Raw genomic sequence first — 23,173 nt, 5'->3', positions numbered from 1 at the left:
GGATCACAATGGCGCAGTTTTCAGCCAGAGCCGCACCAAGCCATGGAGGGTCACATGAACGCCAAACCGCTCATCCGCAGGCCCGGCGAGACAAAGGGAATCATGCTGCGCGGTCAACCGATGGCCTTCCTGGTAACCGGCGAACATACAAAGCACACCAGCATGTTCGACTGGACGATACCGGCAGGGTTCGCCACAGGCCGGCACGTTCATCGCGTGCAGGAAGAGACCTTCTACATGCTGGAGGGCGAGTGCGAATGGCATGTCGGTGACGAAGTCGTCCGAGCGGCACCGGGGACCTATCTCTTCATCCCGCCCGGCGTCCCGCACAACATCACCAACGTCAGCGAGAAGCCCGCGCGCGTGCTCATGACGGTCTCTCCACCGGGACACGAACGCTACTTCGAAGAATTGGCCAAGCTGACCGCAAACGGAGCCCCGGACGCGAAAGCCATCAGTGAATTGCGCGCCCGCTTCGACACCGACCAGCTGTCGGCGCTGACAACGAAAGGTTGAAGGCCATGTGCTGGGCGACGGCGGATCGGCTTCGAACTTGATTCGGTCGCGCAGGTTCTTGCGCCTTGCTATCGCGGCACCAAACCCGCCAAATGGGCGATCAGCCGATCGATCTCGACTTCCGTGTTGTAGTAATGCGGGGATGCCCGCACCACCGGCGGCAGCGAGCGAATTTCGGCATCGATGCGCGTGCTCGACGGATCTGAGGCACCGATAGTGATGCCGGCTGCGGCCGCATCACTGACGACCGCTTCCGCCTCGTACCCTTCCATCGTGAAGCTGACGATGGCCCCTGGAGCGCGTCCGAGGTCGCGAATGCTGATGCCGCGAACGGACGCGAGGCCGCCCCGGAGACGGTCCGACAGCATGCGGCAGCGCTGCTCGATGGGGCCTATTCCGATGTCGAAGGCATAATCGACAGCCGCACCCAGTCCCAGACGCGCCGCGTAATTGTTCTCCCAGGTCTCGAACCGGCGCGCATCGTTACGCAGCCGGTAAGCGTCCCGGGAGACCCAGGGCGCGGCGAAGTGGTCAATCATCGGCGGTTCGAGCTGTTGCAGCATCTCCCGGCGGACGTAGAGAAAGCCGGTGCCGCGCGGACCGCGCAGGAATTTGCGGCCGGTCGCCGACAACATGTCACAGCCGATAGCCTCGACGTCGACCGCCATCTGTCCGACCGACTGGCAGGCGTCGAGCAGATAGGGAATGCCTCGCGCTCGCGCGATTTTGCCGACGGCTGCAGCCGGATTGACCAGTCCGCCATTGGTCGGAACCCAGGTGATCGCAATCAGTTTCACGCGCTCGTCGATCATGCGTTCGAGCGCGTGGACGTCGAGTTCGCCGCTGGCGTCGCTCGGCACGACTTCGATGACGGCGCCTGTACGCTTGGCGACCTGAAGAAAGGCGACGTAATTGGCAGCGTATTCCGCCTCGGCGGTCAGGATCCGGTCGCCCTCGCGAAACCGAAATGCGTAGAACGCCATCTGCCAGGCCACCGTCGCGTTCTCCATGAGCGCGATCTCATCCGGCGCGGCATTCAGCAGGCGCGCGACCGAGCCGTAGACCGCTTCCAGCCGATCGGACACCCGGTCGGCCGCAGCGTAACCTCCGATCTCGCTCTCCAGATCGATATGCCGCTTCATGGCCTCCACAACGGGAGCCGGTATGAGAGCCGCCCCTGCGTTGTGAAGGTACGCAAGCCGGGAGGTAGCTGGCGTATCGGCACGTATTCGCTCGATGTCGATCAATTGCGCCTCCGCTTCTCGCGATCTCAATGCATGAATTAGGCGCGTGGAGGAGTGCGAGCAAGATGGCCGCCGGCAATGCCTGAGTTCGCCTCAGATACAGAGCCCGAGCAGCTTGATGTGACAGCCGCCGGATTTGGGCTTGCTTGCAGGAGCGGCCTCACGTTTCACGGCGACCAGCGGCTCCTTGTCCTTCTTGCCTTTGCCCTTCGGCTCGTAGTCGCCGGCGATCACCATCGCCCAATAGGTGCGCTTGCCGCTGGCGGTTTTCGCGTTCGCGATCCCGACGCGGGAGGCGTTGTGCAGCAAGAGGTTCTTGCGGTGTCCGGACGAGTCGATCCACTGGCCCAGCGTCTTCTCGAAATTGTCGTAGCCGTAGGCGATGTTCTCGGCGGCGCGGCCTGCGCCGGCCGGCGCGACGCGGCGATTGAACGGACCGAGGGCGTCGTGACTGAGGTCGTCCTTCGCCGCCATCGCGCGCGCCTGGTCCATGGCGATGCGGTCGAGGGTCGAATCCCGCACGACGCGGACCTCACCATGCTTGAGGCGGAAGCTCGAGATCTGATCGGCTGGGGATTCGGCCATTGCGGGCGTGGTGGCGAGCAGCAGAAGGCCAGCGACCAGGCTGCCAACCACACGATGTATCATCGTCCCCCGAGTGCCCATGACCCCGTCAGCCCCTCCCGCCAAGCCCGAATTCTCCGATCGCTTCTCTATCGCCAATGTGGGCGCTTCAAGGCGGGTCCACCGTGCTAGCCCGCCGGCAGGTCCGCCTCGAAATTGAAGCGATCGCGCAGGTTCTTGCGCTGCTCCAGGATGTCCTTGAGGAAGGCGCGGTCCTGGTCGTTCTTCATCATCGGCTCGATCAGGTCGAGCTGGTTCATGGCGACCAGTTGCAGGATCTCGGTGCGCGGCTTGCCACCCGCATCGCGGGGCAGTGCGTGCACGATTTGGATGTGTTCCGGCGGCTTTGGGCCCTTGGCGGCGGCGAGCTCGTCCCGCAATTGGCCTTCAAGGTTGGACTGATCAGCTTCAACGAAGGCATAGAGCCCGACACCGGAACGGCGGTCGGCAAAGGCGACGATGGCAGTGTCGCGCACGGCGGGATTCTTGCGGATCAGCTCCGCCAGCAGCGGCGCGTCGTTGACGAGCCGGCGGCCGCCGCCTTCGCGGTCGGTGAAGTTGAACAGGCCGCGTGTGATTGCCCGATAGACCTTCTTGCCGGTGGCGAGCCAGAGGCTGGCGGCGAACGACTTTTTCGCCAGGATTTTTCGCTCCCGCGGCGTCAGCGCATCAGGTGCATAGGAGCGCTTGTGCTTGAGCAGATGCCGCAGGTCTTCATAGGCCAGGACGCGATAGAGCCGGCCGCGTCGGTTGAAGCAGGCCGCAAGCTGGAAGTCGGTCACGTAGGCAAGCCCGTCGCGGCCGACCAGCCAGTTCTGTTCCTTGGCAAGGTCGTTGTGGCAGATGCCGGCGCGGCGCAGCCGGCGCAGCGCTGCTTTGGCCGAGCGGAAATAGGCGAGGTCGCCGTGCGGTTTGGCCAGATGCAGCGCAACGCCGTCGACGAAGCTGCGCGCCAGCGCGCGGCGTCCGGCCCACAATAGCTCGGGCCCGACGTTCAGCCCCTTGGCGAGCACCAGCGCATGCTTCTCTCGGGCGAACAGATGGCGTGCCAGCAAGAACGACCACCACGGTACTTCATCCAGCCGGCGCAGCACCGCGTCGACTTCACTGTTATCGCCACGGAAGCGCCCGCGCTCGACGGTCGAGAACACGTCGCGCTTGAGCAGAACGCCCTCGGTCCAGCGCGCCGAGAGTATTGCGGCGTCGTCTTTGGGAAGTCGAAAACTCATGCCGCGGCGGCAATGCGCAGGTGATCGGCGATCCAGCGATCGAGATCGGCGAGCGCCAGCGCGCTCATCGCCTGCTTCTTGGCCACGGTCTTTTCGTTCCCGCGCAGCCGGCTTCCGTCTGGCTTCTTCGTCGGTGCGCTGGCGAGCGGGGGGAATAGGCCGAAATTGATGTTCATCGGCTGGAACGAGCGCGTGCCGGGCTCGATGGTCTCGATATGGCCGCCCGTGATGTGGCCGAGCAGGGATCCAAGCGCGGTGGTGCCCGGCGGGCTCGCAAGTGTCTCGCCGCGCGCATCCGCGGCCGCATAGAGGCCGGCGATCAGGCCGACGCTAGCGGATTCCACGTAGCCCTCGCAGCCCGTCATCTGACCGGCAAAACGCAGCCGCGGCTGTGCGCGCAGGCGCAACTGGCCGTCGAGCAGCTTTGGCGAGTTGAGGAAGGTGTTGCGATGCAGGCCGCCGAGGCGGGCGAATTCGGCCTTTTCCAGCCCCGGAATGGTGCGGAAGATGCGCTGCTGCTCGCCGTATTTCAGCTTCGTCTGGAAGCCGACGATATTGTAGAGCGTGCCGAGCTTGTTGTCCTGGCGCAGCTGCACGATTGCGTAGGCTTTGGTGGTGGGATCGTGCGGATTGGTGAGGCCGACCGGCTTCATCGGCCCGTGGCGCAAGGTCTCGGGGCCGCGCTCCGCCATCACCTCGATCGGCAGACAGCCGTCGAAATAGGGCGTGTTGGTTTCCCATTCCTTGAACTCGGTCTTCTCGCCGGCGACCAGCGCGGCGACGAAGCCGTCATACTGCTCCTTGGTCATCGGGCAGTTGATGTAGTCGGCACCGGTGCCGCCGGGACCGACCTTGTCGTAGCGCGACTGGAACCATGCTGCCGACATGTCGATGGATTCGCGGTGCACGATCGGCGCGATCGCGTCGAAGAAGGCGAGCGCGTTCTCGTCGGTCAGCTCGCGGATGGCTTCGGCCAGCGGCGCCGAGGTGAGGGGACCAGTCGCAACGATGACGTTGCCCCACTCGGCCGGCGGCAGGCCTGCAACCTCGTCGCGGGCGATCTCGATCAGGGGGTGGTCGTTGAGCGCCTTGGTGACGGCCGCGGAGAAGCCGTCGCGGTCGACCGCCAGCGCGCCACCGGCGGGCACCTGGTTGGCGTCGGCCGCGCGCATGATCAGCGAGTCGAGGCGGCGCATCTCGGCATGCAGCAGGCCGACGGCGTTGTTGGCGGCATCATCCGAGCGGAACGAGTTGGAGCAGACGAGCTCGGCAAGCCCGTCGGTGCGGTGTGCCTCGGTCATGCGGGTCGGCCGCATCTCGTGCAGCACCACGGGCACGCCGGATTTGGCCACCTGCCAGGCGGCTTCGGAGCCGGCAAGGCCTGCGCCGATGACGTGCACGGAATTGGATTGGGGTCCTGTCATGGGGCGGACAGGTAGCGCTTTTCGGCGACGAGTGGAATCGCCGAGATCGAGTTTTCTGCCACTGGATGCGACAACGCCCGCACGAGGCGGGCGCTATCGGTTTGTCCGGTGAAGGGCTGAACGATATCAGCCCTGATACTGACCGGCGGCAACGCGCGCGATGTCCGAGCGATCGAGGCCGATATCGGCCAATTCGCGATCGCTGAGCTGGGACAGCTCGGCAACATTGCGCTGATAGTCCCGGAAAGCCTGGATCATGCGGATGAGCGAGAGCAGCATTGGTAGTCTCCTGTAGTTTGATTCAGCCCTTGCCCGGGCGTCATCGTTGAAATGAATATAGGTGAGAGTGGTGCAGTGCAAAAGTTCCGATGTTGCGATGCAGCTAAGCGATATGTGCATGGCTCTGGTAACGGACGATTAACCCGGAGGCACTGCCGCCCAAAGGGTAGGCGCAACCGGGGCGTGCGCGCTATAAATGGCCGTGAATTCACGGAGTTACTGCGGATATCCAGGTTCCAATTGGAGACGAAATAAGGTTCGTTCCATTCGTTTACAAGGCGATTGTCTAGCTCCTGCACCCAACTCTCGCATGCGCGAATCGCATGAGAGCAAGTAAAAATGAATCTAAATTCAATTTTATGGGCGCGAGCGACCACGTTTCGACGGGCGCGGGGTTAGCGATTCGCTTGGTTCCGAGCTGGGCGGATCGACGTGACGGGCGGCTGCAAGGCAGACGATCCAATCCAGCCTCGGTTCACAGCTCCAACCGCTCCCATGGTGCAATGCGCACACGCTGAACGTGTGGCCTTCATTACGAGGGTGGAAGTTTCGCATGCGGCTCTGCGTGGTGCGCAACATCACGCAATTCTCGCGAGGAGTTTATTGCGTCATGTTGCCGCGCCCGGAGGAAAGTCATGTCGCAGATTCCGGCAATGTCGCTGGGTCTGTGCCAAGAACAAGAGAAGGAAAGTAACATCATGACGAAGTTACTCGGGGTTATCGCAATTGCCGCCGTCGCATTCGCCGTCGCGCCGGCCCAGGCCGCCAAGCACGCCATGGGCGGCTGCAGCTCGGCCAATCTGGAGAAGACCGAGACCGCGATCGAGGCCATGCCCGATGGCGACGGCAAGATGGTCGCGCAGAAGGAGATCGCGGCCGCGCAGGACTCGCTGCTCAACAGCAAAATGGGTGCGTGCGGCGCCCATCTGAACAAGGCGATGCACGCCACCATGGGCAAATAAGAAGCTTCGAAAACGCACCAGGAGAGGGCCGGTCGCCGGGCGATCGGCCCTACGCTTTTGGCCAGCAAACATTTAAGGGGCGCGTGCCAGCTGGGTGGCGAAATGGGCGACGGTCTTGGAATAGACCTCGCTCTTATTCCACTGCTGGAGCACCGCAAAATTCGGGGCGCCAGGCTGCCAATCCTTGCCGCGCTGCCAGCCATAACCAGCGAGATAGTTCGCGGTGGAGGCGAGCACGTCGGGGGCGCTGTGCAGAAGATCGCGCTTGCCGTTGCCGTCGAAATCGACGGCATATTTCATCCAGGAGGACGGCATGAACTGGGTCTGGCCGAGCTCGCCGGCCCAGGCGCCCTTCATGTCGGCCGGTGCCAGGTCGCCGCGCTGGACGATGCGCAGCGCATCCAACAGCTCGGCGCGAAACTGCTCGGCGCGCCGGCAGTCATAGGCCAGCGTCGCCAGTGAGCGGATGGTCGCGAACTTGCCGGTGTTGACGCCGAAATCGGTCTCGAGACCCCAGATCGCGACCAGCACCTCGCCGGGCACGCCGTAGGTCTGCTCGATGCGCGACAGCACCGAGCCGTATTGCTTCATCATGTTGGAGCCGCGCGTCATGCGCGGCGGCACCATGCGGCCGGAAAACTCTTCGAAGGTCTGGGTGAAGACCTTTTGCGAGCGGTCGCGGTTGAGCACGCTCTGATCGAGCGTCACGCCGGTGAGGCCGGCGGAAATGGCCTGTTGCGAGACGCCTTTGGCCGCGGCGTCGGTTTTGAAGTCCGCAAGCCAGGCGTCGAAATTGCCAGAGCCGCAGGCAACAGCGGCGAGCGCTGGCTGGGCGGATAGGATTGACGCGGAGATGAGGAAGGCTGCGAGGGCGAGACGAGAAATCGTCGGGGTCATTCGAGTAAATTAATTCCGTGAAGTGATCTGACCGGCGGGCGCAATTTCGGTGGTAACCGCGGCCAAAGCAAGGCGTATGACCAAGGCGTATGACAGTGTGCGATCCTGCCCGGACCGGGGCAGGATCGCATGTCACGATATCGTCAGGCGTCGGTCCGATTGCGCCAGGGGAAGAGGTTGGCGGGGAAGTCGGCGGCCGGCTTGCGCGGACGATGCGGCGGAGGCGGCGCCGGACGCGCGCCCGGATCCGACACGATCACCTTCCGGTAGAGATGCCACGTGGCATGGCCGAGCAGGGGGATCACCACGGCAAGGCCGAGGAAGGCTGGAATAGTGCCCAGCGCCAGCAGGACCGCCACGATCAGGCCCCAGGCCGCCATCGGCACCGGGTTCTTCGCGACCACGCGCAGCGACGTCACCATCGCCTCGAACGCGCCGGCATGGCGGTCGAGCATCAACGGGAACGACACGGCGCTGATGCAGAGCGCGGCAAGCGCGAACAGGAAGCCGGTGCCGCAGCCGACCACGATCAGCCACCAGCCTTGCGGGCTCGTAAGAACACGCGTCAGAAAATCCGAGATCCCGGATGCGCCTTCATAGCCGAACGCCGCGACGTAGATCGCCTGCGCGGTCGCAACCCAGGTCACGAACAGGGCGAGCAGCAGCGCGCCGAGACCGAGCATGGCGCCGAAGGAGGGCGAACGCAGCACCTCCATGGCATCCCAGGCGCTGGCCTCCTCATAGCGTTCGCGCCGGCTGGAGAGCTCGTAGAGACCGAGCGCGGCGAACGGGCCGATCAGGGCGAAGCCCGCGGCCAGCGGGAACAACAGCGGCAGCACCGAATAACCCATCACCACGCGGGCGAGCACGAGGCCCAGCACAGGATAGATCACGCAGAGGATGATGGCGTGGCTCGGGACCGCCTTGAAATCTTCCCAGCCGCGCTTGAGCGCATCGTGCAGATCGGAGAGTTGGATGGTTCGGATCGCCGGTCCAGCCGCTTCCGCGGGCTGGGCCATGGTGGGGACATTGCCCCGGTAAAGTGTGGCCATGGTCGCTTGCTCCTTAGGCGGCCGAATCCGGCGCCGGCAAACGGCGCAAGCGGCCGCTCTTCTCTGAGTTTCGCGATCCCGACCAGACGCGAATTCCGGATGGCACCGCGAGCTGAACGTCAAGGCTACGCCCATTTGCGAGTCCTGTCCCTCACGCTTGGGTGAGATTCGATGTCGCAGTGCAACCTCGACAATGTCATACGGTCGTCATTTCGCCGCAGATAAGCTGATGCTGCGTGTTGGTTCGCCGAACTTCGCGGGCGCAACGACGTAACTTGGTCTATAAGTGCCACTCAAGGCCCTTCCAACGGATCCTTTTCGGGGAGCAGACATGAGCATTTTCGGGAAAATCATGGGCGCGATCTTCGGCAGCAGTCATGCTTCCGCCGCGCCCGCAGGCAGCGCACCGTCGGGCACCGCGCCCGCTAGCGCCGCGCCTGGCGGATCGGCGCCTGCTGCCTCGCCCGGGGCGACAGTGGACGTCGCTTCGATCGTCGATGCGGCGGTCGCCGCGCACAAGGGCGAGAAGCTGGAATGGCGCACCTCGATCGTCGACCTGATGAAGGCGCTCGATATCGATTCCAGCCTCGCTGCGCGCAAGGACCTCGCCAAGGAGCTCGGCTACAGCGGCGACACTAACGATTCCGCTAGCATGAACGTCTGGCTGCACAAGCAGGTGATGTCCAAGCTCGCCGCCAATGGCGGCAAGCTGCCGCCTGAAATCAAGCACTGACCGACCCTCGGTCGTCAGCCAAGGGCCCGCGATCTCGCGGGCCCTTTTGCCGATTCAGGCGACGAGATCGGCATCCTCCGGATGCCTCTCGAGATAATCGACGACAAAGCCGCAACCGGCGATCACCTTATTGCCGTCGCGGCGGATCAATTCCAGCGCGCCCTTGACCAGCTCGGACGCGATGCCGCGGCCGCGCAGCGCGAGCGGCGTCTCGGTGTGGGTGATGATCACCGCCGATGGCGTCAGCCGGTAATTGGCGAAGGCGATTTCGCTGCCGACATCGAGTTCGAAGCGGCTTCTGTCCTTGTTGTCGCGTACCGATGGCGCCATGCAAAATCCTTCCGACATGCTGCTTGCCTCTGATCTAGACGCCTGAACCGGCCCTTGCCAAGGTGCGACCAAGAGAGGTTGCCGCAGGGGAGATATCCGGAAAATGCGTGTCCCGCTCAGCCTGATGGCGCTGCTCGCCGCGCTGATCTCGACGGCGCCGGTGCCGGCTTCGGCCGAAGGCGGTCCGGCCTGGGAGGCCTGCGTGGGATTGACCAGCACGCCGGACCAACGGGTCAAGGCCTGCTCGACCGTGATCGACACGAAGAGAGAGAGAGGATCTCGGCTCGCCGGCGCCTATTGCAACCGCGGCCATGGGCTCACCGAGAAGCGCGAGCTCGACGCCGCGCTGTCCGATCTCGACCAGGCGGTCAGGCTCGACCCCGGCTACGCCTGCGCCTACACCAACCGCGGCCGCGTCTACAGTTTCAAGCGCGACTATGATCGCGCCATCGCCGATTACGATCAGGCCATCAAGCTCGATCCGTCGCTGGCGCTGGCCTACAGCAATCGCGGCGAGTCGCGTTTCAACAAGGGCGACCTCGATGGTGCCTTCGCCGACTTCGACACCGCGATCAAGCGTGATCCCAATTACGCAATGGCCTACGCCAATCGCGCGCTGGTGTATTACAGGAAGCACGACATGGCGCATGCGCTCGCCGACTACACCACGCGGATCAAGCTCGCGCCCGATCTGCTTGCCTATATCGACCGGGGCAACGTCTATCGTGACAGCGAGCACCTCGATCGTGCCGCCGCCGACTATGGCGAGGCGATCCGTGTTGCGCCGACCGACGCGCGCGGCTGGCGCAATCGCGGCATGATCCGGCTCTATCAGGGTGACAGCAAGGGCGGCCTTTCCGACTACGACAAGGCGCTGCAATACGATCCCTCCGACGTGTTCTCGTGGAGCAATCGCGGACAGGCCAAGCTGCGGCTCGGCGACAAGCAGGGCGCGATCGCCGATTTCAGGAAGGCGCTGGAGTTGAAGCCGGGCCTGCTGACGGCGCAGGAACAGCTGAGGAAGCTCGGGGCGTTGTAGCTCTCCGTCATTGCGCGCGATGACGAGGTTAGACCTTTACCAGGCCCTGATTGTCCGGATGCTTCACTCGGTCGCTTTGGCGAGCCTGGTATCCTCGGGCTGCGGCTGCGGGCGCAGGCATCCCTGGCAGATGACAAGGGAACGGTTGACCCTGGCGTCCTGCTCGGCCTCGATGCCGTCCTGCGCCTGCCACCATTCTTTCGAATAGGGCTGAAGCCCGGCTTGCGATCTGTTGCGCTCGGACCGGGCGGCGGTCCGGGTTGATTCTGAGGCAGTACGCGGCCGATTGGGATTCTCGCCCGCGCCATCCCAGGCATAGCGCGCAGGCTTGAAGGCGGGATCGGAGGCCAGATGCGCCTGCGGGCCCACGGCACATCCGGCAAGCGCCAGCGACAACAGGAGGAGGGCGGGCGCTTTGACCATGATGCGGCACTCTGTACGCGAGAACTGAACGAGGTTGCGCCGATCATATTTAAAATTTCCTGAACGGTTGGATGGGCTGCGCTGCGACTCGCGGCCTTGCAGGGGCACTGGCTATGGCGATAAATGGGCTGCAATGAGCGGGAGGCTTGCGCGCCGTCCGCTATCGAAGAGGAAGCCCGATGCAGCCCCTGCGCATGTCCCGCCGCGTCATGAATCTCGCTCACATGCTGACCCAGAATGCGCGGCGGCATGGATCGCGTCCCGGGTTCGTCTGGGGTGACAGATCCTGGACCTGGCGCGAGATCGATGCGCAGGTCTCGGCGCTCGCCGCAGCACTCGCCGCGCGCGGCATCGCCAAGGGCGACCGCATCCTGGTTCATTCCAAGAATGGCGACCAGATGTTCTTTTCGATGTTCGCGGCGTTTCGGCTTGGCGCCGTCTGGGTGCCCACCAATTTCCGCCTGATGCCGGACGAGGTCACCTACCTCGCGCAGGCCTCCGGCGCGAAGGCGTTTCTGTGCCACGTCGATTTTCCCGAGCACGCCGCGGCCGTGAAGGGCGGGGCGCTCGAATTCACCTGGAGCATTGACGGCAAGGCCACGTTCGGTGAGCGCTCGGTTGCCGACGCCATCGCCTCGCAGGCAAGTCACCTCGTCGAGAACGCTGCCGTCGAGCATGACGATCCCTGCTGGTTCTTCTTCACATCGGGGACCACCGGCCGCTCCAAGGCGGCGGTGCTGACTCATGGCCAGATGGGCTTTGTCGTCACCAACCATCTCGCCGATCTCACGCCCGGCGTCACCGAAGCGGACGCCTCGCTGGTGGTGGCGCCGCTGTCGCATGGCGCTGGCGTGCATCAGCTGGTTCAGACCGCGCGCGGCGTATGCACTGTGCTGCTGCCTACGGAGAAATTCGACATCGACGAGGCGTTTCGCCTGATCGAGGCGCATCACGTCAGCAATCTCTTTGTCGTTCCGACCATTCTGAAGATGATGGTCGAGCATCCCGCCGCCGACAAATACGATCATTCCTCGCTGCGCCAGGTGATCTATGCCGGTGCGCCGATGTATCGCGAGGACCAGAAGGCTGCCCTGAAGAAGCTTGGCAAGGTCATCGTGCAGTATTTTGGTCTGGGCGAGGTCACCGGCAACATCACGGTGCTGCCGGCGGCGCTGCATGATCCCGAGGACGGCCCGCACGCTAGGATCGGCACCTGCGGCTTCGAACGCACCGGCATGCAGGTCTCGATCCAGGACGACGAGGGCCGCGAGCTCGGCGCCAACCAGAGCGGCGAGATCTGCGTGATCGGCCCTGCGGTGCTTGCCGGCTATTATGACAACCCCGAGGCCAACGCGAAGGCGTTTCGCAACGGATGGTTCCGCACCGGCGATCTCGGTCACATGGACGAGGAGGGGTTCGTCTACATCACGGGACGCGCCTCGGACATGTACATCTCCGGCGGCTCCAACATCTATCCGCGCGAGATCGAGGAGAAGATATTGACCCATCCTTGCGTCGGCGAGGTTGCGGTGCTCGGCGTGCCCGATGCGACCTGGGGCGAGGTCGGCGTTGCCGTCTGCGTGGCGCGCGAAGGCGAGAAGCCGGTGAGCGAAGCGGAGATGGCGGCGTTCCTTTCGCCAAAAGTGCCGCGCTACAAGATGCCGAAGCGGTTCTTCTTCTGGGAGGCCTTGCCGAAATCCGGCTATGGCAAGATTCCGAAACGCATGGTGCGCGACGAGCTCGAGGCGCGCGGGCTGCTCGATCTCGACAAGACACAGGCGGGCTGAGCCTACGCGATGCGGAGTATCAAGCAGCCAGGCGCACCCGTCGCAGAGCGTATCCAATGGGTCGAGGCGAGGGGACGCGCTTTCTCCTTCACGATACAAGCAGGTCTGCCGCTGCTGGAAGCCGCGCGCCGCGGTTTTGCCGCAGAGGGATTTGCCGGCGGCGTGCTCAACTTCAGGCACGGCGCGCTGGGGCCGTTCGCCTATGTCATGCCGGCGCTGTCGAAGACCAGCGAGAACGCCGCGTTCTACAGCGAGACCTTCAAGCCCAGCGGCGTAACGCGCACGAAGCTCGGCAGCATGACGCTGGGCCTGCGCGATGGCGCGCCGTTCTTTCATTGTCACGGTCTTTGGACGGAGGCCGATGGTGGTCGCGCCAGTGGCGGCCACATGCTGCCGGACGAGACTGATGTCGCCGAGCCGTTTGAGGTCGAGGCCTTCGGTGTTGATGGTGCAATGTTCACCGCCGAGCCCGATCCCGAGACCAACTTCAAGCTGTTCGGGCCGGTCGTAGCCGCGAGCACCGGCGCGCGCACGATCAGCCGCGCTTTCGCGATGCGGCTGCGCCCCAATCAGGATTTTGCGGGCTGTCTCGAAGACTTCTGCCGTGCGCACGGCATCGTGCGTGCGAAGCTCCATGGCGGCGTCGGCTCGACCATCGGCGCGCACTTCACCCATGGCGGCGTGACCGAGCCGTTCGCGACCGAGCTTGCTATAACGGCCGGTGCGATTGCGCCCGGCTCCACCGGCGCGCTCGAAGCTGCGCTCGATGTCGCCTTGATCGACTACACCGGCGGCATCGCCGAGGGCCGCCTGGTCCGCGGCGACAATCCGGTCCTGATGACGATGGAACTGGTGCTGGAAGCGCTGGAGTAATGAGCGACCGGCGCCTGAGCTCGCAATGACGGAGTGGAGGCAACTGTATTCTCCACTCTCGTGTCCCGGACGCGACGCAGCGCGTAGCGGTGCGGTGCAGAGCCGGGACCCAGTAAGCCGCACGGACGGATTGCTGATGCATGGGCCCCGGCTCTGCAGCGCACCGCTGAAGTAGCGCTGCGCTGCGTCCGGGGCACGGGAGCAAAATCCATCTTCGTATTTCAATCCACATAGTCCGCGCGGTTTCCCGTTCTCGCGGCACATCGTGCCCGAGCTTTGCGGCAGTTGCCGCCCCCAAAAGTGCCGAGGGCGCAGGGAAGGCCGGGCGCCGGCTGGCACCCGCGGTCCACTGTGCGAAAGTTGCGTTACGAAAGCTGCACAGCGGCATACAGGTGAAGCCAAACGACCGGCCTTCCCTGCGCAGTGGTTTTACGGCTTATGTCGTGATCTCCCCGGGGAGCGATGCACTATTGCCCCCGTCGCCTTGCAGATGGCTGATGTTGCAGACCCGGTCGGGCCGTCACATCACCACAAGATTTGGCGCACAGACCCCGGGCGCCAGGACCACACGATTTTGCCGTACGCGGGCTGCACCGGTCGTGTGCGCGCGGATCGCTGCTCACGGAGTGATCCGCCCTGCAACCACCCTCGCGCCGACGCCGCCCGCGTCCACCACGTCCCATCCCGCGTTCGTGACGATCGCGATCCGCCCCTCGGCCGGGTTGGGATAGCTCTCTATACGATAATCCGAAATACGGATAAAGAGAAATATTTTGACGCGATAGCGTTGACCTTGCGGTGGGGTGTTTTGCCTGCCGGGCGGCGCAAGAGGTTGTGGGTTGCGTATATCTTCGCCGCAACGGCGCCATGTACCGGTCTCCCCTCGGCCCCAAAATGAGCTAGGATGATCGCAGCGCGCCTCAAGTCGCGCACGATCAACGAGACGTATGAGGGAACGAGATGAGGGTGACGATTGGACGGCGCACGCTGTTGGTGGCGGCGCTGACGGCGGCGGGAGCGGCGGCTTTGACGGCGGCGTTTGCGCCGGCCTGGGCCCATGGTCCGACCCGGCAGAAGGTGCGCGAATCCATCGAGATCAACGTCGCCCCGGCCAAGGTGTGGGCCGCGATGGGCAATTTCCAGGATATGAGCTGGCTGCCGCCGGTCACCAAGACCGAGGGCGAGAAGGGCAACGAGATCGGCGCCACCCGGAAGCTGTCGCTGACGGGAGGAGCGACCGTCGACGAGGAGCTCTACAAGTTCGACGCCGCCGCCATGACCTATTCCTACCGGATCACCAATGTGGACGTGAAGGTGCTGCCGGTGACCAATTATTCCTCGACGCTGACGGTGACGCCGAGCGCCGACGGCAAGGGCTCGACGCTGGAATGGGCCGGCGCGTTCTACCGCGGCTTCCCCAACAACGAGCCGCCGCCGGAGCTGAGTGACGCGGCCGCGGTCAAGGCGGTGAAGGGGCTGTATCAGGCCGGCCTCGAGGCGCTGAAGAAGAAGATCGAGAGCGGAAGCTGACCGTGCGGGCGCTGGTCCTGGCGGCGCTGGCCGCCGGCCTTTGCCTTGCGCACGCATCCGCCGAAGAGGCGTTCGTCACCAACCAGCTCAGCGACGATCTGATGGTCGTGGACCTCGCCACGGCGCGCGCGGTAGCGACCATCCCGATCGGCGGCAAGCCGGCCGGCGTCGCCGTCAGCGCGGACGGACGCTTTGCCTATGTGACGAGCCCGGATGCCAAGGCCGTGACGGTGGTGGACGCAGCAACGCGGCAGGTTGCGGGGCGGATCGAGGTCGGCGGCGGGCCGCTCGGCATTGCCGTCGCGCCTGATGGCGGGACCGTCTATGTCGCGGACTGGTATGCGGCGGCGGTGCGGGTGATCGACGACGCAGCAACGCGCAGCGTCACGGCCAGCATTGCGGTCGGCGCCTCGCCCTCGGGGCTCGCGGTGACGCCGGATGGCAAGCTGCTGCTCTCGGCCGACCGCGACGACGACAGCGTCTCGGTGGTCGACACCGCGACGCGCGCGCGCAAGGCGACCATCAAGGTCGGCACCCGCCCGTTCGGCGTCACCATCGATGCCGAGGGCAAGCGCGCCTACACCGCCAATGTCGGCTCCAACGACGTCTCCGTGATCGATATTGCAGAAGCGCGCGAAATCGGGCGCGTGCCGGTCGGAATGCGTCCCTATGCGGTGGCGCTGACGCTGGGCCGCGGCTTCGTCACCGACCAATATGGCGGCACCGTCAGCGTGTTCGATCTGGCGACGCTGAAGCCGGTCAAGCGCATCAGTGTCGGCGACTACCCCGAAGGCATCGCCGCGACGGCGGACGGCAAGCGCATCATCGTCGCCTGCTGGGAGAGCAACACGCTCAGCATCATCGACGCGGCCGAGTTGAAGGTGATCGGCGAGGTCAAGACCGGCGACGGCCCGCGCGCGTTCGGGGCGTTCTTGCGCAGGACGGAGTAGAGGTTTGATGTGCACGCTCGTCAGGGCTACGGCACTGGAGACAACGTTCGCGCAATCTCATCCATCCGCTCGAACACATGATCCGGCGCCAGCGCCCGCAGCGCCGCCGGCGCCGCATAACCCCAGCACACCGCACCGCAGGCAATCCCGACGGCCCGCGCCGCCTCGATGTCACGCACCTCGTCGCCGATCGAGATGACCTTGTCCGGCTCCACGCCGGCGCGGCGGATGACCCGGCGGAATTTCGCGGCCTTGCCGAACAGCGACGCCGCGCAATCGAAATGCGCGAACAGCGCGGCGGAATCGCCAAGCTTCTCGCGCGCATTGGCCTCGCTGTCCGACGTCACCAACGCCAGCTGCACACCGTTTCCGGCGAGTGTTTGCAGCATCGCCTCGACGCCCGCAAACAGAAAGATCTCCGCCGCCGCCTCCGCCTTCAGCCGCCGCGCATGCCGCGCGATCGCCGGCAGCTTCCACAAGGGCACCTCGAGCCGAGCCAGAATCTCGCGGCTCGAAGCATGCCGCAGAGCCTCGATATCCTCATCCGCGACACGGCGAAATTTGAAGCGATCGGCGACATCGTTGATGACGCGCAGGAACCACGGAAAGCTGTCGGCCAGCGTGCCGTCGAGATCGAAGATGGCGAGGGTGTAGGGCATGGGGACGGGTTTTGGAGTTCGCTGACAAGCGAGATGTGGCGTGCTATTGTTCGGCAGAATTCAGGGATAGCCATGCGGCACGAGCGGATTGAAATCAACCCGGCGATCATGGACGGCAAACCTGTCATCCGTGGGACGCGTGTGCCGGTTGAACTCGTGCTGCGCGAGCTGGGCGGGGGGATGACCACCGAGGCGATCATCGCGGAGCACCCGCGGCTCACGTCTGATGATATCAGCGCAGCTCAGGCGTTCGCGGCCGATTAGCCGATGAAGAGATCCTCTATCGTTGAATCGTGCGCTGGCTGGTAGATGAATGCTGTACAAGCCTTCGGTTCGGGAGCTGTGCGGTGGTCGCGTGTGCATGGAAAACACGATCAACGCGGCTGGCCTCCACCGACCGAACAAGTCGTAACTAGCTAAATCGGACCAAACTCTCGTCGAATGGTCGCAAGAACATCCCCGAAAATTCCTGAAATTTGGCCTCGCTTGAACCTCAATTGCTGGATTCCATCGAAGTTAGAGGCAAGTTGAACGCCATCCTCGACGAGAAGTATCGCTCGGTCAAAACCCAAGCGCCCCTGAAATAGTCCGCACTCATGGATCACATTTTGGCGTGCGCGGAGCCCTTCATCTGTCTTGTCTTCGCCCGTCAACACGAGAAGCGCAAACGAGGACGCTTCTGCCATGCTGTCAAGAATATCGCGAATTGTGTGACCTGCGCGAGCGCCAGTCTCATAACACACTACATCCAAGCCGTGCTTGTCCTGCAGATGTGCCTTCAGCTTTTCCCACTGCGGATTTCTACCGTGTCCGATGAAAACTCTAGCTTTCTCGTCTCTATCACTGTCATCGAGCAGTGTTAGTCTATCTTCGGGACCCGCCTCTTCAAAGATAGAGAATATAGCTTCAATGCCGTGTCGCTCCGAGTTGTTCACGATGACATGGGTTGCGTCGTGTTGAACCGTTACAAAGAGGCCGCTGGTAACGTTGTCCCAAAATAGCTGTAATGTTGACTTCGTAATATCTTCGCTAGCTAGCGAGCTGTAAAATTCTTCGAGCTTGTCAAAACCCCATTGCTCGCTGCTTGTCCCAGTCGAACATTCTTGAATACGTATGTCCGGGTCTTTCGCAAATCTGCAAGAGGCTTCCACAACCTTCCGGTAAATGCGGGCATGGAACCTTATCCCGCGATAGTCTTTCGACTTTCTCATGTCGCCCCTTTGCTCGGTTGAGCCTCTCTACTCCGCCGCCTCGCTCGCCGCTCGTCTCCGCTTCGGCTTCCGCGCCTTCGCCAGCACCGGGGCCAGAAACTTGCCGGTGTAGCTCCGCGGCGCTTTGGCAATATCTTCCGGCGGGCCCCAGGCGACGATTTCGCCGCCGCCGTCGCCGCCTTCGGGGCCGAGGTCGATCACCCAGTCGGCGGTCTTGATGACTTCGAGATTGTGCTCGATCACCACCACCGTGTTGCCCTGCGCGACCAGCTCGTGCAGCACCTCCAGCAGCTTCTTGACGTCGTGGAAGTGCAGCCCGGTGGTCGGCTCGTCCAGGATGTAGAGCGTGCGGCCGGTGGCGCGCTTTGACAGCTCCTTTGCGAGCTTGACGCGCTGGGCTTCGCCGCCGGAGAGCGTTGTGGCCTGCTGGCCGACGTGGATGTAGTCGAGGCCGACGCGATGCAGGGTCTGGAACGTCTCGCGCACGCGCGGGACCGCCTTGAAGAACTCGGCCGCTTCCTCGACGGTCATGTCGAGCACGTCGGCGATGCTCTTGCCCTTGAACAGCACCTCCAGCGTCTCGCGGTTGTAGCGCTTGCCCTTGCAGACGTCGCAGGTGACGTAGACGTCGGGCAAAAAGTGCATCTCGATCTTGATGACGCCGTCGCCCTGGCAAGCCTCGCAGCGGCCGCCCTTGACGTTGAAGGAGAAGCGGCCGGGCTCGTAGCCGCGTGCTTTCGACTCGGGCAGGCCGGCGAACCATTCGCGGATCGGCGTGAAGGCACCGGTATAGGTCGCGGGGTTGGAGCGCGGCGTGCGGCCGATCGGCGACTGGTCGATGTCGATGATCTTGTCGATATGCTCGAGGCCCTCGATGCGGTCGTGCGGCGCGGCGCCCTCGCTGGCATTGTTCAGCTTGCGGGCGATGGCCTTGTAGACCGTGTCGATCAGCAGCGTCGACTTGCCGCCGCCGGAGACGCCGGTGACGCAGGTGAACAGGCCGAGCGGAATTTCGGCGGTGACGTTCTTGAGGTTATTGCCGCGCGCGTTCACCACCTTGATGGTGCGGCGATGGTTCGGCGGGCGCCGCTCCGGCACCTCGACCTCGAGCTCGCCGGTGAGATATTTTCCGGTGAGCGATTTCGGGTTGCGCATGATCTCGGCGGGCGTGCCTTCGGCGATGATGTTGCCGCCATGCATGCCGGCGCCGGGGCCGATATCGAGCACGTAATCGGCCAGCAGGATCGCGTCCTCGTCGTGCTCGACCACGATCACGGTGTTACCGAGATCGCGGAGCCGCTTCAGCGTGTCGAGCAGGCGCGCGTTGTCGCGCTGGTGCAGGCCGATCGAGGGCTCGTCGAGCACGTAGAGCACGCCGGTCAGTCCGGAGCCGATCTGCGAGGCCAGGCGGATGCGCTGGCTCTCGCCGCCGGACAGCGTACCGGAGGAGCGGGACAGCGTGAGATAGTTCAGGCCGACGTCGAGCAGGAAGGTCAGGCGCTCGCGAATCTCTTTCAGGATGCGGCCGGCGATCTCGTTCTGCTGCGCGTTCAACGCCTCCGGAACGGTCTCGAACCACGCGCCGGCGCCCTTCACCGACATCTCGGAGATGTCGCCGATGTGCTTGCCGCCGATCTTGACGCAGAGCGCCTCGGGCTTGAGCCGAAAGCCGTTGCAGCCTCCGCAGGGCACGTCGTGGAAATATTTCGACAGCTCCTCGCGCGCCCACTCGCTTTCGGTCTCGCGATAGCGGCGGTTGATGTTGGTGATGACGCCCTCGAACGGTTTCTTGGTGTCGTAGGAGCGGACGCCGTCTTCATACGAGAACTTGATCTCGTCCTCGCCGGAGCCGTGGAGGATCGCGTTCTGCGTCTTCTTCGGCAGATCCTTCCATTTGGTGGTCAGCGTGAACTTGTAGTGCTTGCCGAGCGCAGTCAGCGTCTGAATGTAATAGGGCGAGGAGGACTTGGCCCAGGGCGCGATCGCGCCCTTGCCAATGGGGAGCTCCTTGTCGGGGATGACTAGGTCTTCATCGACATGCTGCTCGACGCCAAGGCCGCCACAGGCGGGGCAGGCGCCATAGGGATTGTTGAAGGAGAAAAGCCTGGGCTCGATCTCAGGGATGGTGAAGCCGGAGACCGGGCAGGCGAACTTTTCCGAGAACAGCATGCGCTCGGGTCCGCTCTTGTCGTGGATCTTTGCGGTCTTCTTTTTCTCTTCCGCGGGTGCTGCCGCAGCCGGCGCATCAGCGAACTCGATGACGGCGAGGCCCTCGGCGAGCTTCAGCGCGGTCTCAAAGCTTTCGGCGAGGCGCTGGCCGATGTCGGCACGCACCACGATGCGATCGACGACGACGTCGATGTCGTGCGGGAATTTCTTGTCGAGGGTCGGCGCCTCGCTGAGCTCATGGAAGGTGCCGTCGATCTTGACGCGCTGAAAGCCCTTCTTGAGCCATTCGGTGAGCTCTTTCCGGTACTCGCCCTTGCGGCCGCGCACGACCGGCGCGAGCAGATAAAGGCGCGTGCCCTCGGGCAGCACCAAGACGCGATCGACCATCTGCGAGACGGTCTGGCTCTCGATCGGAAAGCCTGTGGCCGGCGAATAGGGCACGCCGACGCGCGCCCATAACAGGCGCATGTAGTCGTAGATTTCGGTGACGGTGCCGACGGTGGAGCGCGGGTTCTTCGACGTCGTCTTCTGCTCGATCGAGATCGCCGGCGACAATCCGTCGATCTGGTCGACGTCGGGCTTCTGCATCATCTCCAGGAATTGGCGCGCATAGGCCGATAGCGATTCGACGTAGCGGCGCTGGCCCTCGGCATAGATGGTGTCGAAGGCGAGCGAGGATTTGCCGGAGCCTGACAGCCCCGTGAACACCACCAGCTTGTCGCGGGGAATCTCGACGTCGACGTTCTTGAGGTTGTGCTCGCGCGCGCCACGGATCGTAATTGCGCGCAGATTTGATCCCACGTTCGGCTGTTGGCGCTTCGCCTTGATCACTTCATCCATCCTGGTGGTCCTCAAGAATCCCAAAGGCGCGCGATCGCGCCAACGCTGAAGGCGCGCTTCGCCCGGAACCGGGATCGGCGCCGATGGGTATGTCAGCGAACGTAGGAAGAACGAGGAGGGATTTCCAGTGGCCTTTGCGAATCGTCAACGGATTGTTGGCGCGCTGGCGGCATCTGGCAGCAGGAGGGCCAGCGGAACTACGCTGCAGGAGACCGCGCAAACAAAAAGGCCGGCGCAAGGCCGGCCTTTCGTAACGATGTGACGTCGGTCGTGCAGATCAGTACTTCGCGACGATCGGACCGCCGAAGCGATAGTTCAAGCGAACCGTGGCCATATCCACGTCCTGCTTGATGCTGTCGCTGCGGGTGTTCACACCGAGGAAGGTGAAGCTGTCGGTGTGCTTGCCCATGAACAGGTGGTTATATTCGACGGCGACCGACCAGTTCGGAGCGAAGCCGAACTCGATGCCGGTGCCGACCGTGCCACCCCAACGGGTTTCGTTGGCGGTATCGAGGGTGACGCCACCCAGAGTGCCGCTGAAACTTGTTGTGGGTGACGGCCGCGCCGCCCTTCACGTACCAGAGCACGTTGTTCCAGGCATAACCCACCTGACCGGTGAAGAGGCCGATGGCGTCGATCTTGGTGTTGTTCACCAGCGGGAAGAACGCGGCGGGCGAGCTGGTGTTCGAGCCCTTCAGGTCAGCCCAATCGCCCTGGGCTTCGAGGCCGAACACCCAATTGCTGGACTGCCAGCGATAGCCGATCTGGCCGCCGACGATGGCGCCGGTTGCATTGTGGCAGCCTTCAGCCGTGACGGGGACTGGTGCGCCAAGCACCGAGGTCGTATCCCAGCAATTGTGGCTCGAGCCACCACCGGCGTTGGCGCCGATGTAGAAGCCGGTCCAGTTGTAGACCGAAGCCATAGCCACCGGAGCCTTGGTGTAGGGGCGCGCCGCGAGATCAGCGGCCGAAGCCGGGGCAGCGAGAGCGAACAAACAGGCCGAAGCCAACAAAATCTTTTTCATTTTCAACTAATCCCAGTCCCCAGTTTCTGTTGCCCTCCCTATTCGGGAAAGGCATCGGACACTCTCGTCCAACTGATGTCACTCTTACACTACTAAAGCCGCAAGTTGTGTGTCCCACCGGCCACAGCAGCCTGAAAATGGAGCACTTGTTGACCTGTTATTCCCGTCGGGGAACGGAAACGAAAAGGCCGGCGCGAAGGCCGGCCTTAGAGTTCTTGAATGATGTCAGTTGGATCAGTACTTCGCGAGGACCGGACCGCCCCAGCGATAGTTCAAGCGGACAAGCCCCATATCGACATCCTGGCTAATTCGGTCGCTTCCGAATGTTGCGCCCGCGGGCGTTGTGAAGCCGATCGTGCGATTGCCAAGGAAGATGTGGTCGTACTCAAAGCCCAGCGACCAGTTTGGTGCGAAGCCGAACTCCAAACCGGCTCCGACCGTCCCACCCCAGCGAGTTTCACGCGCCGAAGCCAGCAGCGTACCCGCGCCGGGCGTACCTGCGGCGGCATAGACGTCGTACTTGTCACCGACCACGGCGCCGCCGCCCTTCACGTAGAGCAGCACGTTGTTCCAGGCGTAACCGACCTGACCGGTGATGAGCCCGAAAGAATCGATGCGAGAACGGTTGCGATCACCGGTCACCAAAGCGGTGCCCGGAAACAGTGTGCTCACGTTGTCGCCCCGGAAGTCGGCCCAGTTGCCCTGGCCTTCAAAGCCGAACACCCAACTGGCCGTCTGCCAGCGATAGCCGATCTGCCCGCCGACGGTGCCGCCTGTCGCATTGTGACAGCCTTCGCCGACCAATGTACCGGTCACCGGCGTAACGAAGTCCCAGCACTTGTGGCTCGACCCGCCGCCGCCGTTGATGCCGATGTAGAAGCCGCTCCAGTCATAGATGGTCGCAACCATCGGCGCCGGAGCCTTGTTGTAGGGACGTGCCGCCAGATCGGCCGCGCTCGCGGGAGCCGATACGCCCAACGCCACGGCACCGATTGCGCCAAACACAAGCTTATTCATTGCCAGTCTCCCCAGGTTCGTCGCTTCTTGTTGATCCGAAGCGGCTGATCAGGCGTGACGCCCATATGAACTAAGTCCGAGGCGACGGTAGCTCCATCGAGCGGCAGAGTCCGTCGCCCGGATGCAACAATGGCAGGCGGTGAAAGCGCCAATAACTTGCTGAATGTTAAGTTGTTCTGCTCTTCGGACGGGAACCTACAAAGGTTCCATCCAACGCTTCTGCAGATGAAGCATCCGCGAGCGACCGAAAGTCGGGTTTGCAGGAACAAATCTGGAACGAGATCCAAATAGATGCTATATTTGGGGATAACCGGAGGGATCGTGGGCTGAGCGTCCCTTGCGAGCGTATAGGGTCCGCAA

At 63.6% G+C, this 23,173-nt stretch carries 22 protein-coding genes and 1 pseudogene; 9 read left to right on the top strand and 14 right to left on the bottom strand.

Going from position 1 to position 23,173, the window contains the following annotated elements; translation table 11 throughout:
* Window positions 1-54: 54 nt before the first annotated feature.
* The gene (locus ACVWYI_RS21960; protein WP_247349148.1) at window positions 55-516 is read left to right on the top strand and encodes a cupin domain-containing protein; all 462 of its coding nucleotides are present in this window, start codon (window positions 55-57) and stop codon (window positions 514-516) included.
* A 68-nt stretch (window positions 517-584) separates the two neighbouring features.
* Here the strand turns inward: ACVWYI_RS21960 and ACVWYI_RS21955 are convergent, their stop codons facing one another.
* From ACVWYI_RS21955 to ACVWYI_RS21935, 5 genes are all read right to left on the bottom strand, one after another.
* Window positions 585-1,763 carry an aminotransferase class V-fold PLP-dependent enzyme gene (locus ACVWYI_RS21955; RefSeq protein ID WP_456663189.1) on the bottom strand — a complete coding sequence of 393 codons (1,179 nt, stop codon included), beginning with the start codon at window positions 1,761-1,763 and terminating at the stop codon, window positions 585-587.
* A 90-nt stretch (window positions 1,764-1,853) separates the two neighbouring features.
* Window positions 1,854-2,426: a CAP domain-containing protein gene (locus tag ACVWYI_RS21950; RefSeq protein WP_456663188.1), complete on the bottom strand. Its 573-nt coding sequence runs from the start codon at window positions 2,424-2,426 to the stop codon at window positions 1,854-1,856.
* An 86-nt stretch (window positions 2,427-2,512) separates the two neighbouring features.
* Window positions 2,513-3,613, bottom strand: coding sequence for a serine/threonine protein kinase (locus ACVWYI_RS21945; RefSeq protein WP_456663187.1), 1,101 nt, complete (start codon window positions 3,611-3,613; stop codon window positions 2,513-2,515).
* Window positions 3,610-5,037: a methylenetetrahydrofolate--tRNA-(uracil(54)-C(5))-methyltransferase (FADH(2)-oxidizing) TrmFO gene (gene trmFO / locus ACVWYI_RS21940; RefSeq protein WP_456663186.1), complete on the bottom strand. Its 1,428-nt coding sequence runs from the start codon at window positions 5,035-5,037 to the stop codon at window positions 3,610-3,612. The genes ACVWYI_RS21945 and trmFO overlap by 4 nt, the downstream gene beginning before the upstream one ends.
* Before the next feature lie 126 nt (window positions 5,038-5,163).
* A complete protein-coding gene (locus ACVWYI_RS21935; protein WP_247349143.1) occupies window positions 5,164-5,316 on the bottom strand; it encodes a DUF1127 domain-containing protein in 153 nt (50 codons plus the stop codon).
* 635 nt (window positions 5,317-5,951) lie between these two features.
* Here ACVWYI_RS21935 and ACVWYI_RS21930 point away from each other — a divergent pair.
* The gene (locus tag ACVWYI_RS21930; protein ID WP_247349142.1) at window positions 5,952-6,278 is read left to right on the top strand and encodes a hypothetical protein; all 327 of its coding nucleotides are present in this window, start codon (window positions 5,952-5,954) and stop codon (window positions 6,276-6,278) included.
* Between the two features lie 72 nt (window positions 6,279-6,350).
* Here ACVWYI_RS21930 and ACVWYI_RS21925 read toward each other — a convergent pair whose 3' ends face one another.
* Both ACVWYI_RS21925 and ACVWYI_RS21920 read right to left on the bottom strand, forming a co-directional pair.
* Window positions 6,351-7,175: a lytic murein transglycosylase gene (locus tag ACVWYI_RS21925; RefSeq protein ID WP_456663185.1), complete on the bottom strand. Its 825-nt coding sequence runs from the start codon at window positions 7,173-7,175 to the stop codon at window positions 6,351-6,353.
* A 143-nt stretch (window positions 7,176-7,318) separates the two neighbouring features.
* Entirely contained in the window at window positions 7,319-8,227 is a 909-nt protein-coding gene (locus ACVWYI_RS21920) for a DUF2189 domain-containing protein (protein WP_247349139.1), read from the bottom strand.
* A 331-nt stretch (window positions 8,228-8,558) separates the two neighbouring features.
* Here ACVWYI_RS21920 and ACVWYI_RS21915 point away from each other — a divergent pair, with 331 nt between their 5' ends.
* Window positions 8,559-8,960, top strand: a complete 402-nt coding sequence (locus ACVWYI_RS21915; protein ID WP_247349138.1) for a DUF3597 domain-containing protein — start codon at window positions 8,559-8,561, stop codon at window positions 8,958-8,960.
* A gap of 54 nt (window positions 8,961-9,014) precedes the next feature.
* On the opposite strand, the gene ACVWYI_RS21910 is transcribed toward ACVWYI_RS21915, so the two are convergent.
* Window positions 9,015-9,290 (bottom strand): GNAT family N-acetyltransferase, encoded by a 276-nt coding sequence (locus ACVWYI_RS21910; RefSeq protein WP_456663184.1) that lies wholly within the window; start codon window positions 9,288-9,290, stop codon window positions 9,015-9,017.
* A gap of 103 nt (window positions 9,291-9,393) precedes the next feature.
* Between ACVWYI_RS21910 and ACVWYI_RS21905 the strand changes: the two genes are divergently transcribed.
* Entirely contained in the window at window positions 9,394-10,329 is a 936-nt protein-coding gene (locus ACVWYI_RS21905) for a tetratricopeptide repeat protein (RefSeq protein WP_456663183.1), read from the top strand.
* 63 nt (window positions 10,330-10,392) lie between these two features.
* Here the strand turns inward: ACVWYI_RS21905 and ACVWYI_RS21900 are convergent, their stop codons facing one another.
* The gene (locus tag ACVWYI_RS21900; protein ID WP_456663182.1) at window positions 10,393-10,752 is read right to left on the bottom strand and encodes a hypothetical protein; all 360 of its coding nucleotides are present in this window, start codon (window positions 10,750-10,752) and stop codon (window positions 10,393-10,395) included.
* A 179-nt stretch (window positions 10,753-10,931) separates the two neighbouring features.
* On the opposite strand from ACVWYI_RS21900, the gene ACVWYI_RS21895 reads away from it, so the two are divergent.
* From ACVWYI_RS21895 to ACVWYI_RS21880, 4 genes are all read left to right on the top strand, one after another.
* Window positions 10,932-12,539, top strand: coding sequence for an acyl-CoA synthetase (locus ACVWYI_RS21895; RefSeq protein WP_456663181.1), 1,608 nt, complete (start codon window positions 10,932-10,934; stop codon window positions 12,537-12,539).
* 9 nt (window positions 12,540-12,548) lie between these two features.
* Window positions 12,549-13,412, top strand: coding sequence for a PCC domain-containing protein (locus ACVWYI_RS21890; RefSeq protein ID WP_456663180.1), 864 nt, complete (start codon window positions 12,549-12,551; stop codon window positions 13,410-13,412).
* A gap of 960 nt (window positions 13,413-14,372) precedes the next feature.
* Window positions 14,373-14,942 (top strand): SRPBCC family protein, encoded by a 570-nt coding sequence (locus ACVWYI_RS21885; protein WP_456663179.1) that lies wholly within the window; start codon window positions 14,373-14,375, stop codon window positions 14,940-14,942.
* 2 nt (window positions 14,943-14,944) lie between these two features.
* Window positions 14,945-15,892, top strand: a complete 948-nt coding sequence (locus ACVWYI_RS21880) for a YVTN family beta-propeller repeat protein (RefSeq protein WP_456663178.1) — start codon at window positions 14,945-14,947, stop codon at window positions 15,890-15,892.
* 26 nt (window positions 15,893-15,918) lie between these two features.
* Here ACVWYI_RS21880 and ACVWYI_RS21875 read toward each other — a convergent pair whose 3' ends face one another.
* Window positions 15,919-16,551 carry an HAD-IA family hydrolase gene (locus tag ACVWYI_RS21875; RefSeq protein WP_456663177.1) on the bottom strand — a complete coding sequence of 211 codons (633 nt, stop codon included), beginning with the start codon at window positions 16,549-16,551 and terminating at the stop codon, window positions 15,919-15,921.
* Between the two features lie 72 nt (window positions 16,552-16,623).
* Here ACVWYI_RS21875 and ACVWYI_RS21870 point away from each other — a divergent pair, with 72 nt between their 5' ends.
* Window positions 16,624-16,815, top strand: a complete 192-nt coding sequence (locus tag ACVWYI_RS21870; RefSeq protein ID WP_456663176.1) for a DUF433 domain-containing protein — start codon at window positions 16,624-16,626, stop codon at window positions 16,813-16,815.
* 152 nt (window positions 16,816-16,967) lie between these two features.
* Here ACVWYI_RS21870 and ACVWYI_RS21865 read toward each other — a convergent pair whose 3' ends face one another.
* The 4 genes and pseudogenes from ACVWYI_RS21865 to ACVWYI_RS21850 form a co-directional block, all read right to left on the bottom strand.
* Window positions 16,968-17,762 (bottom strand): TIR domain-containing protein, encoded by a 795-nt coding sequence (locus ACVWYI_RS21865; RefSeq protein WP_456663175.1) that lies wholly within the window; start codon window positions 17,760-17,762, stop codon window positions 16,968-16,970.
* Window positions 17,763-17,789: 27 nt separating this feature from the next.
* Window positions 17,790-20,771 (bottom strand): excinuclease ABC subunit UvrA, encoded by a 2,982-nt coding sequence (gene uvrA, locus ACVWYI_RS21860; protein WP_456663174.1) that lies wholly within the window; start codon window positions 20,769-20,771, stop codon window positions 17,790-17,792.
* Between the two features lie 277 nt (window positions 20,772-21,048).
* Window positions 21,049-21,796, bottom strand: a pseudogene (locus ACVWYI_RS21855) (outer membrane protein).
* Window positions 21,797-22,030: 234 nt separating this feature from the next.
* Window positions 22,031-22,813, bottom strand: a complete 783-nt coding sequence (locus ACVWYI_RS21850) for an outer membrane protein (RefSeq protein ID WP_456663173.1) — start codon at window positions 22,811-22,813, stop codon at window positions 22,031-22,033.
* Window positions 22,814-23,173 lie beyond the last annotated feature (360 nt).

This window comes from Bradyrhizobium sp. LB13.1 (genome assembly GCF_054056815.1).
This window is presented reverse-complemented; position numbering and strand designations above follow the sequence as displayed.

Bases quoted from the DNA above. Each gene is read 5' to 3' on its own strand.
- ACVWYI_RS21910 (WP_456663184.1), bottom strand. From the start codon at position 9,290: ATGGCGCCATCGGTACGCGACAACAAGGACAGAAGCCGCTTCGAACTC.
- ACVWYI_RS21950 (WP_456663188.1), bottom strand. From the start codon at position 2,426: ATGGGCACTCGGGGGACGATGATACATCGTGTGGTTGGCAGCCTGGTC.
- ACVWYI_RS21930 (WP_247349142.1), top strand. From the start codon at position 5,952: ATGTCGCAGATTCCGGCAATGTCGCTGGGTCTGTGCCAAGAACAAGAG.
- ACVWYI_RS21895 (WP_456663181.1), top strand. From the start codon at position 10,932: ATGCAGCCCCTGCGCATGTCCCGCCGCGTCATGAATCTCGCTCACATG.
- ACVWYI_RS21905 (WP_456663183.1), top strand. From the start codon at position 9,394: ATGCGTGTCCCGCTCAGCCTGATGGCGCTGCTCGCCGCGCTGATCTCG.
- ACVWYI_RS21865 (WP_456663175.1), bottom strand. From the start codon at position 17,762: ATGAGAAAGTCGAAAGACTATCGCGGGATAAGGTTCCATGCCCGCATT.
- ACVWYI_RS21885 (WP_456663179.1), top strand. From the start codon at position 14,373: ATGAGGGTGACGATTGGACGGCGCACGCTGTTGGTGGCGGCGCTGACG.
- ACVWYI_RS21875 (WP_456663177.1), bottom strand. From the start codon at position 16,551: ATGCCCTACACCCTCGCCATCTTCGATCTCGACGGCACGCTGGCCGAC.
- uvrA (WP_456663174.1), bottom strand. From the start codon at position 20,771: ATGGATGAAGTGATCAAGGCGAAGCGCCAACAGCCGAACGTGGGATCA.
- ACVWYI_RS21960 (WP_247349148.1), top strand. From the start codon at position 55: ATGAACGCCAAACCGCTCATCCGCAGGCCCGGCGAGACAAAGGGAATC.
- ACVWYI_RS21945 (WP_456663187.1), bottom strand. From the start codon at position 3,613: ATGAGTTTTCGACTTCCCAAAGACGACGCCGCAATACTCTCGGCGCGC.
- ACVWYI_RS21900 (WP_456663182.1), bottom strand. From the start codon at position 10,752: ATGGTCAAAGCGCCCGCCCTCCTCCTGTTGTCGCTGGCGCTTGCCGGA.
- ACVWYI_RS21890 (WP_456663180.1), top strand. From the start codon at position 12,549: ATGCGGAGTATCAAGCAGCCAGGCGCACCCGTCGCAGAGCGTATCCAA.
- ACVWYI_RS21915 (WP_247349138.1), top strand. From the start codon at position 8,559: ATGAGCATTTTCGGGAAAATCATGGGCGCGATCTTCGGCAGCAGTCAT.
- ACVWYI_RS21935 (WP_247349143.1), bottom strand. From the start codon at position 5,316: ATGCTGCTCTCGCTCATCCGCATGATCCAGGCTTTCCGGGACTATCAG.
- ACVWYI_RS21925 (WP_456663185.1), bottom strand. From the start codon at position 7,175: ATGACCCCGACGATTTCTCGTCTCGCCCTCGCAGCCTTCCTCATCTCC.
- ACVWYI_RS21870 (WP_456663176.1), top strand. From the start codon at position 16,624: ATGCGGCACGAGCGGATTGAAATCAACCCGGCGATCATGGACGGCAAA.
- ACVWYI_RS21850 (WP_456663173.1), bottom strand. From the start codon at position 22,813: ATGAATAAGCTTGTGTTTGGCGCAATCGGTGCCGTGGCGTTGGGCGTA.
- ACVWYI_RS21920 (WP_247349139.1), bottom strand. From the start codon at position 8,227: ATGGCCACACTTTACCGGGGCAATGTCCCCACCATGGCCCAGCCCGCG.
- trmFO (WP_456663186.1), bottom strand. From the start codon at position 5,037: ATGACAGGACCCCAATCCAATTCCGTGCACGTCATCGGCGCAGGCCTT.